The sequence below is a fragment of the Enorma phocaeensis genome, from assembly GCF_016901575.1.
Lineage (GTDB): Bacteria > Actinomycetota > Coriobacteriia > Coriobacteriales > Coriobacteriaceae > Limicola > Limicola phocaeensis_A.
Window position 1 is genome coordinate 1 of sequence record NZ_JACJKQ010000047.1, and the last position, 2420, is coordinate 2420.

Below are 2420 nucleotides of genomic sequence, written 5' to 3' on the forward strand. Positions count from 1 at the left end.
TGTGTTGCGTCAAGTCTTTGTCGACACTTTCCGCATCGTTGATTCGGCGCTTTCTGCAAGAGCGGCCGCCTGGTTTCCGCCGTCGCTAGCCGTCCTTCTTTCCGAGCATCAGAGCATGATCCATGCGCTTGCTCGTGCCGTTGAACTCGATGAGCCTTCCGTGGTGCATGATGCGGTCGATGATCGCCGAGGCGAGTTTGTCGTCTCCGAACACCACGCCCCATTTCGAGAACTCGATGTTGGTGGTGATGACGAGGCTGCGCCTCTCGTAGCAGTCGCTCATGACTTGGAACAAGAGCCGCGCGCCCTCTTGGTCGAGCGGGACGTAGCCGAGCTCGTCGATGATGAGGAGCCGGGATCTCGCGATGTCTTTCATGAGCTGCTCGAGCCGATGCTCTCGGTTCGCGCGCGTCAGGGAGAGCACCAGCTCGGCGGCGGTGAAGAACCTCACCTCCAGCCCCGCGTCCACGCAGGCGAGGCCGACGGCTATCGCCAAGTGCGTCTTGCCCCGTCCCGTCTGCCCGTGGAAGACGAAGTCCTGCGCCGCGTCGACGAACGCAAGCGACTTCAAGTCGTCGACGGAGTAGCCCTCCGGCAGGGCCACCTGCGCGAAGTCGTACCCGTCGAAAGACTTTATCTGGGGGAACCTCGCCTTCCTCGTCAGCCGCTCCCGCTTGCGGCGCTCGCGCACCCGCATCTCGCGCCGGATCATCTCGGCCACCGCTGCGACCTGGCCCGCGGTCGCGGATGCGAGGAACGCGTCGATGGTGTCCGCGGAGAAGTACATCGAGCGCATGAGGGCTCTCAACGCCATGGCGTCGCCTTGCTTGAGGTAGGCCATGCCCTACGCCCCCCTTCCAAAGAAGACGGAGTCGTAGCCGGACAGGTCGACCGGCTCGTCGTAGGCGATCGCCTCCGCGCCCGAGGCGATCCTCGCCGCGCCGACCGCCACGCTTGCCCGATCGATGCGCCCGGTGGACCCGTACGCGAGCTCGGCGGCCTGGCGCGTCGCCTCCCACCCGGAGCGCGCCGTCTCGTCGCGCAGCAGCCTCAGCTCCTCTTTGAGCTCGTCTCTGCCGAGGCCGTCCATCCAGCTGCGGACATCTTCGGACAGCGCCGCCCTGACGCGCGAGCTGCGCCATCCCGCAGGCTTGAGGCACAGGAGGTGGAGCTGCGACCCGGGATCCGTCGTGTCGGTCGGAGCGTCGCCGTAGGCTCTGGCGTGCTCGCAGACGAACGTGCCCGCGCCGTCGAAGACGCGCAGCGTGGTGGCCCCGAGCCCAAGAAGCATCTCGCATCCGGAAAACGCCGGGTCGGTCGAGTAGAAGTGGGGGCCGTCGGCCCGCACCTTGCCCTTCTTGTCCGCCCGGGCGGTGGCGTAGCGCACCACCTCGAAGGGCTTGGCGGGCAGTCCGGAGAGGGCGAGGCGGTCCTCGGCGAACAGCCGGTCCTCCGGCTCGCCTTTGATCCAGTGGCCTTTTCTGGAAAGCGCCATGCACCTGCCGAGGAGGTTCTTGTTGAAGGCGCCCATGCTCGTGACCTGGGGCACGGGGACGAACAGCGAGCGCCGTACGGCCCCGACCTTGTTCTCGACGGAGCCCTTCTCGTGCCCCGAGGCGGGGTTGCAGAACGCATAGGCGAAGCCGTAATGCGCGGCGAAGCGCCCGAACAGCTCGGTCGTCCGCACCTTGTCGGCCGTCCTGCGCCCTACGCCGGCGGCGTTGTCGAAGATTATCCGCTTGGGCACGCCGCCGATATAGGAGAAGATGTCCTTCAAGGCCTGGCAGACGCACTCGGCGTTCTCGCCGGGAAAGACCTGGGCCAGGCCCACGTTGGAATAGGGGAACGTCAAGACGAAATAGCTCAGGCGCCTGCGAACCCCCATCACATAGAAGTCCGCCTCCCCGAAATCCGCCTGGGCCTCGCCCGGTTCCCATGCAAGGTCGAGAAAGCGCTCGCTCGCGGCGCGGTTCTCCGCGCGCAGCGCCTTGACATAGCGCCCGACCGTGCTCGCGCTCACGTCGGCGCCGCACTCCTCGACGAGCCTCTGCCATATCCGCTTCGCGGTGTGCCGCTGCTTGCGCCAGGTCGTCGAATCGTCCTCTATCCATTGCCTGATGAGCGGCTTGTAGGGATCGAGCTTGCTCGGGCGCCTCTTCCTCGCGGGAGGCGTCGGGGAGAAATCATCCCGCTTGAGGTATTTGTAGACCGTGTCGCGGGAGACGCCGTTTCTCCGCGCGATCTCGGCGACGCTGCATCCATCGCGTCGCTGCTGCCGTATAGAATTGATGGTGGGCATGTCGATCATGTTCCTTTCCGCCTCTCTGACGAGATACCTGAAGCACTTGTCAGATTAGGCCTGTGATGGGAAGGGTCGGCATGCTCTTGCGGTTCATGTCGAAAACCCGACGCCGGAAGTG

The 2420-nt window shown here is 65.5% G+C and carries 2 protein-coding genes; both read right to left on the reverse strand.

The annotated features are described in order from the left end of the window. Positions 1-85: 85 nt before the first annotated feature. The gene (istB, locus tag H6A15_RS10080; protein ID WP_239462510.1) at positions 86-841 is read right to left on the reverse strand and encodes an IS21-like element helper ATPase IstB; all 756 of its coding nucleotides are present in this window, start codon (positions 839-841) and stop codon (positions 86-88) included. 3 nt (positions 842-844) lie between these two features. Beyond that, a complete protein-coding gene (gene istA / locus H6A15_RS10085) occupies positions 845-2299 on the reverse strand; it encodes an IS21 family transposase (RefSeq protein ID WP_204673625.1) in 1455 nt (484 codons plus the stop codon). Positions 2300-2420 lie beyond the last annotated feature (121 nt).